Annotated in this window: 11 protein-coding genes; 3 read left to right on the top strand and 8 right to left on the bottom strand. The window is 70.1% G+C overall.

Going from position 1 to position 14587, the window contains the following annotated elements; translation table 11 throughout:
- Positions 1-24: 24 nt before the first annotated feature.
- The 3 genes from ACO2Q2_RS02640 to ACO2Q2_RS02630 form a co-directional block, all read right to left on the bottom strand.
- Positions 25-3900: a YhdP family protein gene (locus ACO2Q2_RS02640; protein WP_423254207.1), complete on the bottom strand. Its 3876-nt coding sequence runs from the start codon at positions 3898-3900 to the stop codon at positions 25-27.
- Between the two features lie 27 nt (positions 3901-3927).
- Positions 3928-5424 carry a ribonuclease G gene (gene rng / locus ACO2Q2_RS02635; protein ID WP_423254206.1) on the bottom strand — a complete coding sequence of 499 codons (1497 nt, stop codon included), beginning with the start codon at positions 5422-5424 and terminating at the stop codon, positions 3928-3930.
- 107 nt (positions 5425-5531) lie between these two features.
- A complete protein-coding gene (locus ACO2Q2_RS02630; protein WP_423254205.1) occupies positions 5532-6710 on the bottom strand; it encodes a mechanosensitive ion channel family protein in 1179 nt (392 codons plus the stop codon).
- Between the two features lie 64 nt (positions 6711-6774).
- On the opposite strand from ACO2Q2_RS02630, the gene ACO2Q2_RS02625 reads away from it, so the two are divergent.
- Both ACO2Q2_RS02625 and ACO2Q2_RS02620 read left to right on the top strand, forming a co-directional pair.
- Positions 6775-7464, top strand: coding sequence for an ATP-binding protein (locus ACO2Q2_RS02625; protein ID WP_423254204.1), 690 nt, complete (start codon positions 6775-6777; stop codon positions 7462-7464).
- On the top strand, positions 7448-7960 hold the full coding sequence (locus tag ACO2Q2_RS02620) for a mismatch-specific DNA-glycosylase (protein WP_423254203.1): 513 nt from the start codon (positions 7448-7450) through the stop codon (positions 7958-7960). The genes ACO2Q2_RS02625 and ACO2Q2_RS02620 overlap by 17 nt, the downstream gene beginning before the upstream one ends.
- Positions 7961-8174: 214 nt before the next feature.
- On the opposite strand, the gene fabV is transcribed toward ACO2Q2_RS02620, so the two are convergent.
- From fabV to ACO2Q2_RS02605, 3 genes are all read right to left on the bottom strand, one after another.
- Entirely contained in the window at positions 8175-9374 is a 1200-nt protein-coding gene (gene fabV / locus ACO2Q2_RS02615; RefSeq protein WP_423254202.1) for an enoyl-ACP reductase FabV, read from the bottom strand.
- A gap of 146 nt (positions 9375-9520) precedes the next feature.
- Positions 9521-10816 carry a c-type cytochrome gene (locus tag ACO2Q2_RS02610; protein WP_423254201.1) on the bottom strand — a complete coding sequence of 432 codons (1296 nt, stop codon included), beginning with the start codon at positions 10814-10816 and terminating at the stop codon, positions 9521-9523.
- Complete coding sequence (locus tag ACO2Q2_RS02605) at positions 10813-11595, bottom strand: c-type cytochrome (protein WP_423254200.1); 783 nt, start codon at positions 11593-11595, stop codon at positions 10813-10815. Before ACO2Q2_RS02605 ends, ACO2Q2_RS02610 begins: the two co-directional genes overlap by 4 nt.
- A gap of 334 nt (positions 11596-11929) precedes the next feature.
- Between ACO2Q2_RS02605 and ACO2Q2_RS02600 the strand changes: the two genes are divergently transcribed.
- Positions 11930-12583 (top strand): hypothetical protein, encoded by a 654-nt coding sequence (locus ACO2Q2_RS02600; RefSeq protein ID WP_423254199.1) that lies wholly within the window; start codon positions 11930-11932, stop codon positions 12581-12583.
- 9 nt (positions 12584-12592) lie between these two features.
- Here ACO2Q2_RS02600 and ACO2Q2_RS02595 read toward each other — a convergent pair whose 3' ends face one another.
- Both ACO2Q2_RS02595 and ACO2Q2_RS02590 read right to left on the bottom strand, forming a co-directional pair.
- Positions 12593-13969, bottom strand: coding sequence for a class II 3-deoxy-7-phosphoheptulonate synthase (locus ACO2Q2_RS02595; RefSeq protein WP_423254198.1), 1377 nt, complete (start codon positions 13967-13969; stop codon positions 12593-12595).
- A 1-nt stretch (position 13970) separates the two neighbouring features.
- Positions 13971-14468 (bottom strand): disulfide bond formation protein B, encoded by a 498-nt coding sequence (locus tag ACO2Q2_RS02590; protein ID WP_423254197.1) that lies wholly within the window; start codon positions 14466-14468, stop codon positions 13971-13973.
- Positions 14469-14587 lie beyond the last annotated feature (119 nt).

The following is a 14587-nucleotide window of genomic DNA, read 5'->3' as shown; positions in this document are numbered from 1 at the left end:
AAGCGTGGCGACGTCGCGGGCGATTCAGCGGGCTGGCGCGCCGCTGCTGCCGGCGGAGGCCGGGGCAGCAGGCGCCGGTGCGCTGGCGGCTGGAGCTGGAGCCGGCCTCGGCACGCCCTTTTTCTCCACCAGCGTGATGATCGGCTTGTCCCAGCTGCCAGTGATCGCGTAACGCGCGCTGGCGGCCTTGTTGAGTCCCTTGCCGAGCAGACCCTGCACCGCCAGCCCGGCCGCCGCGCCGACCGGGCCGCCGACCACCGCACCCACCACCGGCAGGCTGTTGCCCACGTGCGGCACCACGTACAGCTGCTGGTCGTAATCGCGGGCACGCATGCCGGTGCGTCCGCTGACGGTGATCTCCGCGGATGGGCCGCTGATCTTGAGGTTGCGGGTGGTGGCGTTGCCGTCGGCGAACTCGAAGCTGCCGTCGATGGTGTCGAACGCCAGCCCCTTGCCGAACACGTCGCCGAAATCCAGCGTGAGCCGGCGCGGCAGCTCGGCCAGCGAGACCAGGCCGAGCAGGCGGCCCACGCCCGGCGAGGTCGCCTCGGGAATGCGCCCGTCGGTCACGTGCACGTCGAGCTTGCCGTTGAGGTTGGCCAGGGTGATCGCCGAGGGTCCGCCCGGCCAGCTGCCGTCGAGGTGGGCGCGGGTCTTGCCATCGTCGAACAAGCCGTCGAAGCCGAGCGCGCCGAGCATCTTGCCAATGTCCTTGGCGGCAAAGTCGATGTTGAGATGGGTGCGGCTGTCTTCCGGCGTGCCGTTCCAGTCGCCGGCCGCGGTGATCTGCACGCTGCCGGACAGCGCGCGCAGCTGATCGATGTGCATGCCGTTGGCGGTGGGCCAGCTCTCCAGCCGCGCCTGGCCGAGGCGGGCGTCGCCCAGGCGCAGGTCGTCCACCAGCAGGTGCAGCGGCGGCAGGCCGGATGGCCGCACGCCGGTGCGCGCGGCCTGCTCGGGGCTGGGGCCGGTGTCCGCGCTGGTGCCTCTGGTCGACTCGGTCTTGGGCCAGTACAGGCGCTTGAGCTGCGCGGTGATGCCACGCTTGTCCAGGTCGACGGTGGGCACCTGGAAATGGCCGGCCAGCGTGGCGCCGTCGGCATCGATGGAAAGCTCGCCGGCCTGCGGCTGTACCTGCAGCCGCAGGCCGGGGAAATCGCTGCCGAACAGCGTGGCGTGATCGGCGCTCAGGTCGATGCTCTCCAGCGTGGGTGCGCCAGCACCGCTGCTGCCGGCGACCACGTGCTGGATCCAGCCGCTGACGTCCAGGCGATCGCCGTGGCCGCGCACGCGCAGGCCCTGCGCGGGCACGGCGTCGGGCATCCGGTCGCCCAGCACCAGCGTGCCGCCGAGCGGTTCGCCAGCGGCGCCGGGCAGGCGCAAGCGCGCACGCAGGATGTCGCCCAGCGAGACGCGCAGATCCGCCGCCGCGGTAGGCAGCGGCAGGCTCACGTGCAGTTGCTCGGCGCTGGACGCCGGCTTGTCCAGTGGCGCGGGCAGCTTGAGCGCGATGCCCTGCAGGGTGGAGTCGACGCTGAGCGTCTGCTGCCACGGCGCATCGGGCGCATCACGGGTGATGTCGAAGCCGATGCGCATGCTGCTGCGCCCCGCCGAGGCGTCGCCCAGCCAGGCGAGCGCCGGCTGGTCCTGCGCCAGTTCGGCCAGGCTGTAGCGCCCGTCGAGGCTGGCCGACAACATCACGTTGGGATCGCCGGTGGCGCCGGCCAGGCGCATCTGCAGGCTGGACGGCTGGCCGCGAAAAACCGTCTCGAGCGGACCGGCGGTGAGCCCGTGCGCGTCGAACTGCAGCGGGCCGTTGAGCTTGTCCAGCCTGAGCTTCCACGCCGGCGCGCTAAGGTCGGCATCGGTGAGCTGCGCGGTGCCGTTGAGCTGCAGCTTCGCGCCGGGCTTGAGCGGCAGTTGCAGGTGGAAATCGAAATCGCCCTTGCCGCCGAGCTTGAGCTTGGCCAGCGTGGCGGCCTCGCGCGCGGCGATCGGGCTGTCGCTGACGAAGTCCATCAGGCTGCCGCCGCTGCCGCTGCCGCTGGCGTTGAGGTCGAGCAGGGCGTCGCCGAACTCGGGAATCAGTGCCACTGCGTGGTCGAGTTTCACGTCCAGCGCCTCGCCGCCGGTGGCCTGCACCAGCATGCCGTTGTCGATGAAATTGGCCACCACGGCGAGATGCTCGGCACGCGGCCAGTTTTCGCCGTAATCCAGCGTGAGGTCGCTGATGCGCGCCTGCGCCTCGAAGCGCCCCTCGTCGTGGCGGAACGGCCAGTCGGCCAGGCTGCCGCGCACCAGCGCGTCGCCGCCGTCGATATGGCCGGCGACCAGGGCGCGGTTCAGCCACGCCACCGCCTTGGGTGACATCGTCAGCGGCCAGAACAACTTCGCGGCCGCGATGTCGGCTTGGTCGACGTGGGCGTAGAGGTCCAGAAACGGCGCACCGCCGCCGGCCGGCAGCAGCACCTCGCCGCGCGCCTGGCCGGCGAAACCGGCACCGGTGAAATCCAGTGCGTCCGCGCCCAGGTGGGTGCCGTCCCCGTCCTGCCACGCGGCCACCGTGCCGCCGAACTGCGACAGCGCGAACGGCTGCGCGAACGCGTGCGGAAACCGCAGCACGGTGGCCTGCGCGGGCATTTCCAGGGTGACCGCCTGCGCGTCGCCGCGCAGCGTGCCGTCGAGCCGGTCAATGCCCGGCAGACGGCCGACCGGATCAATGCCCACGCCCTTGAGCTGCGCCTGCAGCCGCAACAGGCCGGAGCCGCGCTGCCACTGCAGGTCGGCGCGGGCGATCTCGCCGTGTGGCTGGCCCGCACCCAGCCACTGCGCGAGCGCCGGTGACAGGTCCGGCTTGAGCGCCAGCCACGGCGCCAGCGGCGCCAGTTGAAGGTGGCGGGCGGCCACACCGAACCGCAACGCGTCGGTGGAAGGTCGGTGCAGCACGGCCACCAGTGCACTGCCGTCGGCGCCGGCCCAGGCCAACCGGTAGCCGTCGGCGGTCTGGCGGATCTCGGTGATGCCATGGATCGCCGCCACCTCGGCCCGATTGCCACCCGGACCCAGCAGCGAGACGTTGGTGAGGTCGATCTGCAGCAGGCCCCGCACCGCCTTGCCGGCGCGCCAGTCCAGCCATGCCGCCAGCCGGCCGTGGCCGCGTTCGGCCGTATAGCCGGCCAACACCGCATCGCCCAGCATGGCCTTCACGTCGAGCTTGTCGCCGGCCAGCCACATGCGCCCGCGGCTGCCGTCGTCGCGGAAATCGCCCGCGGCGCGGATCGTGCCGTCGGCACCCGGGCGGCTCAGCCGCGCACCAAGCCGCACGCGGCCGGCATCCAGGCTCATGCGCAGCTGTTCGGCCAGCACGTTATAGTGGCGGCCGCTGCGCTGGTCGGCGAGGTCGATGTGCAGGTCGTCCAGCCACAGGTCCAGCGACAGCTTGCTCAACGACACCGGCGCAGACGACTCGCCGCCGGCCGTGCCGATGCCGCGGATCGTCCAGCGCCCATCGGTGCCGCGACTCAGGTCAAGCTGCAGGCCGCGCGCGTGCACGTTGAGCAGGTGCCGCGCCGGCAGCAGCCAGCCGCCGAAGTCCAGCGCGAGGTCCGCCTGCGGGATGTGCAGCGGCGCCTGCCCGGCGTCCGCCACGCCGATGGTCACCCCGCGCAGGTCGAAGCGGGGACCGGCCGGCGTCCAGCGCCCCTGCATCGACTCGAAGCTCACCGGTCGCTGCAGCCGCTGGCTCAGCTGTGCGGCCACCCACTGTGGGTGTTGCGCCAGTTCCGGCAGCAGCAGCTGGGCCAGCGCGGCGATCACCGCCAGGGTGATCAGGCACACGCCGACCGTCCAGCCGAGCGCACGCGCCAGCGCGTGTGCATGCCATGCCCAGGAGCGCCTCACCGGACGTCGCCCGCGCCGCCGGGCGGGTTACAGCAGAACCACATCGAACTGTTCCTGCGAATAATGCTCTTCGGCCTGGAAGCGTATGCTCTTGGAGATGAACTCCTCCAGTTCGGCCACCGCGGCGGACTCCTCTTCGAGGATGCGGTTGACCACCGCCGGACTGGCCATCACCAGCAGCTTGGCGGCGTTGAACTGGCGCACCGCGCGGGTGATCTCGCGGAAGATCTCGTAGGTCACCGTCTCGGCGGTCTTCAGCGTGCCGCGTCCCGCGCAGGCGGGGCACGGCTCGCACAGCTGGCGCTCCAGGCTCTCGGTGGTGCGCTTGCGGGTCATCTCTACCAGGCCCAGCGCCGACATCGGATACACCGTGGTCTTGGCGTGGTCGCGGGCCAGGCCCTTCTCCAGCATGCGGATGACCTGACGCCTGTGCTCCTCGTCGGTCATGTCGATGAAGTCGATGATGATAATGCCGCCCAGGTTGCGCAGGCGCAGCTGGCGCGCGGCCGCCTGCGCCGCTTCCAGGTTGGTGCGGTAGACGGTCTCTTCCAGGTTGCGCGTGCCGAGGTAGCCGCCGGTGTTGACGTCGATGGTGGTCATCGCCTCGGTCTGGTCGACGATCAGGTAGCCGCCGGATTTGAGCGGCACCTCCTTCTTCAGCGCGCGCTGGATCTCGTCCTCCACGCCGTAGAGGTCGAAGATCGGCCGCTCGCCGTCGTAGTGCTCGATGCGGTCGTCCAGGCTGGGCATGAACTTGTGCACGAACTTGACCACCTTCTCGAAGGTCTCGCGCGAATCCACGCGCACCTTCTCGATGGTCTCGTTGAGCGCATCGCGCAGGCTGCGCAGCGGCAGCGACAACTCCTCGTAGACGCGTTCACCCATCCTGGCCCGGGCGATGTTCTCCTGCACCACGCGCCACACCTTGCCGAGGTAGGCGACGTCGAAGGCCAGTGCCTCGGCCGATTGTCCCTCGGCATTGGTGCGCACAATGAAGCCCGGGTGCGGCGTGCCGGGCACGTCCTCGCCGATCAGCGGGTTGAGTATGTCCTTCAGGCGCTGGCGCTCGGCCTCGTCCTCGATGCGCGCGGAGATGCCCAGCGTGCGCGCGTGCGGCAGCAGCACCAGGTAGCGCGAGGGTATCGACAGGTGGGTGGAGAGTCGCGCGCCCTTGGTGCTGATCGGATCCTTCACCACCTGCACCACGATCTCCTGGCCCTCGTGCACCAGCTCGCTGATCGAGGGCGCGTGGCCGTTGCCGTTGCCGTTCGTCTCGCCCTCCACACCGGGGATCGCCGGGCGAATGATGTCCGAGGCGTGCAGGAACGCCGCGCGGTCCAGCCCAATGTCCACGAACACCGCCTGCATGCCGGGCATCACCCGCTGCACCCGGCCCTTGTAGATGTTGCCCACGTAGCCGCGCCGGGAGGCGCGTTCTACGTGCACCTCCTGCAGCATGCCGTTCTCGACGATGCCGACGCGGGTCTCGCGCGGTGTCACATTGATCAGGATCTCTTCGCTCAACGCATTACCCCTGCCCGGAACGACCTTTATAGCGGCTGGCTTGGCGCACTGTCGATGCGCGCGCGCCCTTGACTTTGGCCGCTTGTGACCGCGGCCACCGCCGTCGTTCAGCCTGCGTCGTCGGGCGCAGGCGACGGTCCCGCGGCGCCGTCTTCCGGGTGCGGGCTACGCTGCGGCGGCGGCGGGTGGCGCACCGGCCGGTGGGCCGCGTCGGCCGGGGTCCCGGCCGGCCCTAAACACTCGCCGCGCCAGCGCGGCAGGGCCTGCGGGAAATTGGCCTGCACGAAGGCCAGCAGGCCCTCGCGCACGCGGCAGCGCAGGTCCCAGTTGCGGCCAGAATCGGCCGAGCTGACCAGCGCGCGCAGTTGCATGGCGCGCTCGCTGGCATCGGTCACCTGCAGCAGGCACACCCGGCCGTCCCACTCGGGCGCCTCGCGGCACAGCCGCGTCAGCTCCTCGCGCAGTGCGGCCATCGGTACGCCGTAGTCCAGCCACAGGAACACGGTGCCGACGATCTGCGCGCTGGCGCGCGTCCAGTTCTGGAACGGGTGCTCGATGAACCAGTTCAGCGGCACCACCAGCCGCCGCTCGTCCCAGATGTGCACCACCACGTAGGTGCCGGTGATCTCCTCGATCCGGCCCCACTCCTCCTCGATGATCACCACGTCGTCCAGCCGGATCGGCTGGGTCAGCGCGATCTGCACACCGGCGATCAGGTTGCTCAGCACCGGCTTGGCGGCCAGTCCCAGCGCCAGCCCGGCCAGCCCGGCGGAGGCGAGCAGGCTGGCGCCGATCTGGCGCACCTGCGGCAGCGTCATCAGCGCGGCGGCCAGGCCAAGCAGCACGATCAGCACGCTGGCGGTGCGGCCGAGTACGCGCACCTGGGTCAGCACGCGGCGGGCGCGCAGGTTGTCAGCCATGTCCAACGGGAACCGACGGGCGAAGAACGCCTCGGCCGCCTGCACGCAACGCACGCCCAGCCAGCTCGCCACGCCGATCAGCGCCACCACCAGCACGTGCGAGAGCAGCGATACCGGGGCCAGCAGCGCCGACTCGGGGCGCGCATGCAACACCACGGCGAGCGCCACCAGCGGCACCAGCCAGCCCATCGGCGCGCGGGCGTAGCGCAGCATGTCGCGGGCCATCGGATGCCCGGCGCTCAGCCGCCACAGCAGCGCGCGGATCGCCCGATGCAGCGCGATCGCCAGCAACAGGGCCACGGCGGCGCTCGCGCCGAGCCGGAAGGCGGCCGAGCGGGTCCACAGGTCGGGCAGGAAATCCGTCATGCCCCCAGCGTGGCAGCGCGCGTGTCCACGCCGTGTGGGCACGGTGATCGCGTAAAGTGAGCGGATGACTCCGACACCGATCCTGCTCGCCTGGAGTGGCGGCAAGGACTGCCTGATGGCCTTGCAGCGGCTGCGCGCCGATCCGCACTGGCAGGTGGTCGCCCTGCTCACCACGGTCAACCGCACCTACGGCCGCATCGCCATGCACGGCGTGCGCCACGACATCCTCGAGGCGCAGGCGGCCTCGCTCGGCCTGCCGCTGGTGGTGGCCGAAATGGACTGGCCCGGCTCCAACGACGCCTACGAGCAGGCCCACGCCAATGCGCTGGCCGAGGCGCGCATGCGCTGGCCGGGCGTGCGGCACTGCGCGTTCGGCGACCTGTTCCTGCAGGACGTGCGCGATTACCGCGTGCGCCAGCTGGGCAAGGCCGAGTGGCGGGCGGTGTTTCCGATCTGGGGCGAGGACACCGCCGCGCTGTCGCGCCGCTTCGTGGCCGAAGGCCATCGCGCCGTGCTGTGCTGCGTGGACACGCAGCAGCTCGATGCGTCGTTCTGCGGCCGCGCGTTCGACGGCGCCCTGCTCGATGCCCTGCCGGTCGGGGTGGACCCGTGCGGCGAGCGCGGCGAGTTCCACACACTGAGTTTCGGCGGGCCGCTGTTCCGCACGCCGCTGCATCTGCGCAAGGGCGAGTCGGTGCTGCGCGACGGGCGCTTCCAGTTCACCGACTTCCTGCTCGATGACGCCGCGCTCTGACAGTCACGTCCTCCCGGACATGCTGCAGGGTGGCCTGGCGCTGGTGTTCTGCGGCACCGCGGCCGGCACGCGCTCGGCGCGGGAGGGCGCGTATTACGCGCATCCGGGCAACCTGTTCTGGCGCGCGCTGGCCGAGGTGGCACTAACGCCGCGGCTGTATGCGCCGCACGAGTTCGCGCAGCTGCCTACGCTGGGTATCGGCTTCACCGACCTGGCCAAGTTCCACAGCGGCAACGACAGCGAGCTGCCGCGCGATGCGTTCGACGTGCCGGCGCTGGTGGCGAAGATCGAACGCTCCGCCCCGCGCTGGCTGGCCTTCACCAGCAAGCACGGCGCCAAGGCGGCGTTGGGGCGGGCGATTTCAGGCTACGGGGTGCAGCCGGAGCGCATCGGCACCACGCGGGTGTTCGTGCTGCCTTCGCCGTCGGGACAGGCACGGGGGCATTGGTCGATCGGGCCGTGGCTTGATTTGGCTGACTTGGTGCGTGTGGATTGAAGACGCTGGATGCCGGCTTTCGCCGGGATGACGAGCTGAGAGCTCGGTGCTCGCTCGCACCTTCCTTGGCGACCTCCACTTTCCCTCTCCGTCATCCCGGCGAAAGCCGGAAGCGCTTTTCAACGGCGAAGCCGGTCATCCAGTGACTTTCTCTCGCCCCCAAACAAAACGGGCGCCCGAAGGCGCCCGCATGCGCATCACTCGAAAACGCCGCTCACATCTCCACGCAATCGAAGCGCACGTCCGACGCCACGTCCTGGGTGTAGTCCACGTCGCTGCGGTCGAAGCCGAACAGCTTGAGGAAGTCGTGGCGGTAGCCGGCGTAGTCGGTGAGCTGGTTGAGGTTTTCGGTGGTCACCGTCGGCCACAGTGCCTTGCACTCGGACTGCACGTCCTCGCGCAGTTCCCAGTCGTCCAGGCGCAGGCGGTGCTCGTCGTCGAGCGGCGGCGGAGCGCCGTCGGCGCGATAGAGGAAGTCGCGGAACAGGCGGTTGATCTGCTCGATGGTGCCTTCGTGCAGGCCCTTGGCCTTCATGATCTTGAACACCATCGACACGTACAGCGGGATCACCGGGATCGCCGCGCTGGCCTGGGTCACCACCGATTTCATCACGCCGACGTAGGCTTTCAGCCCCGCATGGCGCTCGCGCAAGGCGGCGGCGGTGCTGTCCAGATGCTGCTTGGCGCGGCCCAGCGTGCCGTGCCAGTAGATCGGCCAGGTGATCGAGGTGCCCACGTAGCTGTACGCCACGGTGGTGGCGTCCCTGGCCAGCACGCCGGCGGACGTCAGTGCCTCGATCCACAGTGCCCAGTCCTCGCCGCCCATCACGGCGACGGTGTCCTCGATCTCCTGCTCGGTGGCCGGCTCCACGGTCACGTTGACCACGGTGTCGCGGTTGGTGTCGATCGAGGTGGCGGTGAACGGCTCGCCGATGGTCTTGAGCGCGGAGCGCTTCACTTCACCGGTGCCCGGCAGCTTGCGTACCGGCGAGGCCAGCGAATACACCACCAGGTCGATCGGGCCGCCCATCTCGGCCTTGATCAGCTCGATGGCGCGCGCGCGCGTTTCGTCGGCGAACGCGTCGCCGTTGATCGATTTGCTGTACAGGTCGGCGGCCTTGGCCGCCTGGTCGAACGCGGCGGAGTTGTACCAGCCGGCGGTGCCGGTCTTGGTCTCGCTGCTGGGCTTTTCGAAGAACACGCCGAGCGTGGCCGCGCCGTGGCCGAAGGCGGCGGTGATGCGCGAGGCCAGGCCGTAGCCGGTGGAGGCGCCGATCACCAGCACGCGCCTGGGACCGTGACCGCTCTGGCCGCTGGCCCGGGTGATGTCGATCTGCTCGAGCACGTTCTTCGCGCAGCCCACCGGGTGCGCCGTGATGCAGATGAAGCCGCGGACTTTGGGATTGATGATCATGCGTTCGCTTCGAGTGTCGTGAGGCAAAGACGCATCTTACCCGGCGCTGCCGGCCATGCGCCGCCGTAGGGTCCGGCACCCCGCCGCCATCACGCCCAAGGCCCGCCATGGCGGGCCTTGGGCATCGATCCACCGGCGCGCGGCGATCAGTCGATCGGCGTCTGCCGGTACTTGCCCACGTCGCGCTCGAGCACTGGCGCGGCGCGGTTGCCCCAGGCCTGGCGGATGTAGCTCACCACCGCGGCCACGTCGGCGTCGTTCAGCGCCTGCGCGAACGGCGGCATCGAGTACGGCCGCGGGTTGCCGGCGGTCACCGGCGGGAAGCCGCCCAGCAGCACCACGCGGATCGCGTTGATGCCGGTGGGTTCGTCCACCGAGGAGTTGCCGTTGAGCGGCGGATACACGCCGGCGACGCCGTTGCCGTCCTTGCCGTGGCAGCCGGCGCACCGATGGTCGTAAAGCGTGTTGCCGTGCCTGATCAGCGCCGTGGTGTCGATCGCCGATGCCGCCACTGCCGGCTGCGGTCGGGGCGGCAGCGATTCCAGGTAAATGGCGACGGCGGCGAGATCCGTGTCGGTCATGTGCCGGGTGCTGCGCGACACCACTTCGGCCATCGGCCCGAACGCACTGCCCTTGGCCGACTGGCCGGTCTTGAGCAGGTCGACGATGTCCTGCCGGCTCCAGCCGTGCAGGCCGCCGTGGGCCTGGGTGCTGAGGTCCGGTGCGTACCAGTCCTGCGCGGGAATCCGGCCGCCGGAGAGCGCCGGCTGATCGGGCACGCCGCCCAGCGCATCGCGTGCCACGTGGCATTCGTTGCAGTGACCCAGGCCCTGCACGAGGTAGGCGCCGCGGTTCCATTCGGTCGATTTCGACGCATCGGGCTGGTACACGCCCTCGCGGAAATACAGCGTGCGCCATGCGGCCAGGCCGCTGCGCATGCTGTAGGGAAACTTCAGGCCCAGCGCCTTGGCCGGCTGGTGCACCGGTGCCAGCGACTTGAGGTAAGCGAACATCGCCAGTGCATCGTCGCGGGTGACCTTGGTGTACGAGGTGTACGAGAACGCCGGGTAGAGGAACTCGCCGTACCGCCCCTTGCCCGCATGCAGCGCCTGCCAGAAATCGGCGAAGCTCCAGCGGCCCAGGCCGGTGTCGTCGTCCGGGGTGATGTTCGGCGCGGGGATGCTGCCGAACGGCGTGGGCACCTCGCGTCCGCCGGCGAAAGGCGCGCCGCCGCGTTGCGTATGGCAGGCGGCGCAGTCGCCTACCGTCGCCAGGTACTGGCCGCGCGCGATCAGGACCGGATCGGACAGGTTCTCGCCGACCGCCAGCTGGCCGCTGCGCACCGGCGCCGCGTCGCCATGATGCGCGGCGAACAGCCACCAGCCCACCGCGCCGAGCGCAAGCACCAGCAGCACGAGGAAGGAACGGATCAGCCACTTCATGCGCCGTCTCCCGCGCGAGCGGTGGCCGGCGTCGCGCTGGCGCCCAGCACGCCGCACTGAAGCGGTGGCTGCACCGAGCCGGCCGGCTGCGCGTGCATGTCGGCCGGCAGTTCGCGGCTGGCCAGCCATGCCGACACGGCGGTGATATCGGCCGGCGTGAGGCGGTTGGCGATGGTCGCCATGCAGTCGGGCGCGGCCGCCGCGCGCGTGCCGGTGCGCCAGGAGCCGAGCTGCGAGCTGACGTAGTCGTAGGGCAGACCGACCAGACCGGGCGTCGAGGGCTCCACCCCGGTGAGCTGGCTGCCATGGCAGGCGGCGCAGGCGGGAATCTTCCGCTCCGGATCGCCGTGCACGGTCAGCGCCTCGCCGCGCGCGAGCAGCGCGGCGGGCACCTTCGGCGCGGGCGAGCGCGCGTAGGGCACCTGCTGCGCGGCGAAGTACTCGGCGATCTCGTGCATGTACGCGTCGCTGAGCGGGCGCACGGTGTATTCCATCGGACCGTACTTGCGCAGCCCCTGCTGGAAATAGCGTAGCTGCCGCGCCAGGTAGTCGGCCGGCTTGCCGGCCAGGCGCGGAAAGAAGCCGCTCTCCGGCGTGCCTTCGCCGTGCTCGCCGTGGCAGGCGGTGCACGAGGCGATGCGCTGGACCAGCGTGTCGGGCACGGTACGCGGCGCGCCATCGTCGGCATGCGCGGCAGCGACCAGGAGGGACGCCAGCAGCAGCGCCGCCCAGCGTCGGGGAAATGCCGCCCAGCGTCGGGGAAATAAAGAGATGAACATCCGCCGAGTATAGGCGCCCGCGGCATCGCGCCCGACACGCTGCCCACGGCGGCGCCCGATCGCGACAACCTGTAGCAACGAACACGGATCAAGGTCCGGACGTGCGGCGGTGCACCCCGACCCTGGCCGCCCGCGACCTCGGCGGGGTGCAAGCGGACAGGCTTGACGCGGCCCGGACGGCGGCGACTCAAACCCATCATCGCCAAGCGGATCACCTTGCCGAAGGCCGCGTGTCGAGACCCTCCGGCACCGTCGCCAATGCGCCCGCGAACCGTCAGCGCGATGCCCGCTGCGTTCCATAGCCTGGCGGTTCACCCCATCGAAGGAACATCGCATGTGCCGTTACCGCCGACTCATCCTCGCCACGCTCCTAGCCGTCGCCGGCGGTAGCGCCAGCGCCGCCGCCTCACCGAGCGCGGCCCTGCGTGCCAGCTGGCGCCAGCCGCAGGCGCCGGAGCGGATCTACGGCAACACCTGGTACGTGGGCAGCCGTGGCCTGAGCGCGATCCTGATCACCTCGCCGCAGGGCCATGTGCTGATCGATGCAACGCTGCCGGAAAACGCACCGATGATCGAGGCGAACATCCGGCAGCTCGGGTCGCTGGCGATCCGGCCACACCCCACGCCCGGCCACACGCCCGGCAGCACCAGTTGGACCTGGACCTCGTGCGAGGGTACGCCATGCCGCGCGATGGTCTACGCCGACAGCCTCACCCTGCTGGCGGCCGGCAGTTACCGCTATACCGATCCGGCCCATCCCAAGCGCCTGGACGATTTCCGGCGTGCCTTGGCGATGCTCGCCGCCCTGCCCTGCGACATCCTGATGACGCCGCATCCGGAGGCCAGCGATCTGCTCGAACGCCTGGCTGCACGCGATGCCGGCCATCGCGATGCGTTGCGCGATCCGCACGCATGCAAGGCCTACGCGCGGCTCGGGGAGCAGTCCATGCGTCAGCGCGTCCGCGAGGAAAGCGCGCCGTCGCGATAAGACGGTCGTTTACGCCATGCCGCCGGACTTGCGCACGATCAGCATCGCCAGCTCCAGCGACTGCTCGTAGTTGAGCCGCGGATCGACGGTGGACTTGTAGGCGCGATCGAGATCCAGTTCGACCAGATCGCGCGCGCCGCCGAGGCACTCGGTGACATCTTCGCCGGTGAGCTCCAGGTGCACGCCGCCCAGCCGCGTGCCGGCCGCGGCGTGGATGTCGAACGCCTGCTCCAGCTCGCCGCGGATATTGTCGAAACGGCGCGTCTTGTAGCCGTTCGACGTGCTCTCGGTGTTGCCGTGCATGGGGTCGGCCATCCACAGCACACGGCGCCCCTCGCGCTTCACCGCCTGCAGCAGCGGCGGCAGCTTGTCGGCGATGGCGCCACGGCCCATGCGGTGGATCAGCGTGAGCCGGCCGGGTTCGTCGTCCGGATTGAGCGCGTCCATCAGCGGCAGCAGCTGCTCCGGCGTCACCGACGGGCCGATCTTCACCGCGATCGGATTGCGGATGCCGCGGAAGTACTCCACGTGCGCGCCGTCGAGCGCGGCGGTGCGCATGCCGATCCACGGGAAATGCGTGGACAGGTTGAACCAGCCGGGATGCCGCGGCACCTGCCGGGTCAGCGCCTGCTCGTAATGCAGCAGCAGCGCCTCGTGCGAGGTGAAGAAATCGACCCGCGAGAAGCTGGCGACAGGGCCGGCCAGGGTCTCCATGAAACGCAGCGAGTCGCCGATCGAGGCGACCATCTGCCGGTACTCGCTGGCCAGCGGCGAGTGCTCGACCCAGGCCAGATCCCAGTATTCGGGGTGGTGCAGGTCGGCGAAGCCGCCGTCGATCAGCGCGCGCACGAAGTTCATCGTCAGCGCAGAATGGGCGTGCGCCTGGATCAGCCGCCGCGGATCGGCCCGGCGCGCTTCGGGGGTGAACGCCGGTGCGTTGACCACGTCGCCGCGGAAACTCGGCAGCGTCACGCCATCGCGGGTCTCGGTATCCGCCGAACGCGGCTTGGCGTACTGGCCGGCAAACCGACCCACGCGCAGCACCGGCTTTTTCAGTCCGTGCACCAGCACCAGGCTCATCTGCAGCAGCACCTTGAGTCGGTTGGAGATGATCGGGCTGGTGCAGTCGGCGAAGCTTTCGGCGCAATCGCCGCCCTGCAGCAGGAAGCGATGCCCGTCCTGCGCCTCGGCCAGCGCCTGCTTCAGCGCCAGCACTTCCCACGAGGTCACCAACGGCGGCAGCGCAGCCAGCTGCGCGGTCGCCGCGGCCAGCTCGGCGGCGTCGTCATAGGTCGGCTGCTGCAGCGCCACGCGGCGCTGCCACGACATGGGAGACCAGTCTTGGCCGGCCGGCAGCGGCATCTCGTGCGGGGACGACACGGTCATGTCAGACCACCCGCCGGCGCGTCGCCAGCACCGTCCACACGGCCAGCAGCACGAACCACAGCAGGGTCCACGCCGGCATCGGCAGGCCCAGCACAGGCTGCACCTTGGCGCACTCGCCCGAGCCGGTGAATACCAGCCTAAGCACCTTGGCGAAGGGGAATGTGTCGAGCATGTAGCCCAGGTCGCCGCCGCACTGCGGCACCTCGTCGGCCGGCAGCGACTGGATCCACAAGTGCCTCGCCGCCACGACGATGCCGAACGCCGCACCGAGCAATACGCCACCGGTATAGACCCAGCGAACGCCACCGCGCGGCGCGTGCAGCGCGGCCAGCAGGAAAAACACGCCCATCACCATGAAACCGATGCGCTGGAAGATGCACAGCGGGCACGGGACCATCGCCAGCACGTGCTCGGCGTACAGCGCATAACCGAGCAGACCGGCGCAGATCAGGAAGCCGGCAATGGCGACGGAACGGTAGGACCAGGCAAGTGGATTCATGGCAACGTGATGCAATGCGGTAGCCGACATTAACCCGTCGACGGGCTGCTGTCAGCACGCGGCGGCGACGACGGTGCGGCCAACAAAAAGCCCCGGCAGGTGACCCGGCCGGGGCTTTT

The sequence above is a fragment of the Dyella sp. KRB-257 genome, assembly GCF_049445995.1.
In the GTDB taxonomy this organism is placed as follows: Bacteria; Pseudomonadota; Gammaproteobacteria; order Xanthomonadales; family Rhodanobacteraceae; genus Dyella_A.
The sequence above is the reverse complement of the archived record's forward strand: the minus strand, read 5'-3'. Positions and strand labels throughout refer to the sequence as shown.